This is a genomic window from Pseudomonas sp. BJa3 (assembly GCF_026343815.1).
Taxonomy (GTDB): Bacteria; Pseudomonadota; Gammaproteobacteria; order Pseudomonadales; family Pseudomonadaceae; genus Aquipseudomonas; species Aquipseudomonas soli.
In genome coordinates this window covers 1-275 of the sequence record NZ_JAOXMC010000165.1, presented here as the reverse complement: position 1 = coordinate 275, position 275 = coordinate 1, and the positions used below count along the sequence as shown (strand labels likewise).

The window sequence follows — 275 nt, the reverse complement described above, 5'->3', positions numbered from 1 at the left end:
ATGCCTGCCGGTCGCCGTCATCGAAGGCCGCGAGCTGGAATCCACACGTGTCGCCACCGAGGCCGGTGCCGGCACCTGCGTGGGCCGCGCGGTGCCGCCGAACGAGGTGCGCATCATCCGCATCGTCGATGCGCCGATCGACGACTGGAGCGACGTCGAGGTGGTGCCCAATGGCGAAGTCGGCGAGATCACCGTCGCCGGGCCGACCGCCACCGACACCTATTTCCGCCGCGATGCCGCCACCCGCATCGCGAAGATCCGCGAAGCGCTGCCCG

General features: G+C 70.5%; 1 pseudogene. It reads left to right on the top strand.

The features are described from left to right. A pseudogene (locus OH705_RS27270) lies at nucleotides 1-275 on the top strand (hypothetical protein); the annotation flags it as partial.